The sequence below is a fragment of the Bariatricus sp. HCP28S3_F11 genome (assembly GCF_052065395.1).
Taxonomy (GTDB): Bacteria; Bacillota; Clostridia; order Lachnospirales; family Lachnospiraceae; genus Allocoprococcus.
On record NZ_JBQHUC010000121.1, the window covers coordinates 1 to 523 of the forward strand.

Below are 523 nucleotides of genomic sequence, written 5' to 3' on the forward strand. Positions count from 1 at the left end.
CCTTTCTGGGCTTCTGTCGGGTTGTCCATAGAGCCGCTCCCTATTGGAAGCGGAGTGCAGTATGAAAGCAGAGTTTCACTTGGATATTTAAATCAATCGTTCCAAAATGCGGTTATGGAGGGGGTTCTTTATGGCTGCGAGCAGGGGCTGTATGGATGGAAAGTGACAGACTGTAAAATCTGTTTTGAATATGGATTGTATTATAGTCCTGTAAGTACCCCCGCAGACTTTCGGCTGCTTTCCCCTATCGTATTGGAGCAGGCTTTAAAAAAAGCAGGGACAGAACTATTAGAGCCATATCTCCACTTTGAAATTTATGCACCGCAGGAATATCTCTCACGGGCGTATCATGATGCTCCAAGGTATTGTGCAGATATTGTAAGTACTCAGATAAAGAATGACGAGGTCATTCTGAAAGGAGAAATCCCTGCTAGATGTATTCAAGAATACAGGAACGATTTAACTTATTTCACAAATGGGCAGGGAGTCTGCTTGACAGAGTTAAAAGGATACCAGCCAGCTA

1 pseudogene is annotated in these 523 nt (G+C 43.6%); it reads left to right on the forward strand.

From position 1 onward, the window contains the following. Nucleotides 1-523 (forward strand): annotated as a pseudogene (tet(O), locus tag ACTNBR_RS16560) (tetracycline resistance ribosomal protection protein Tet(O)); the annotation flags it as partial.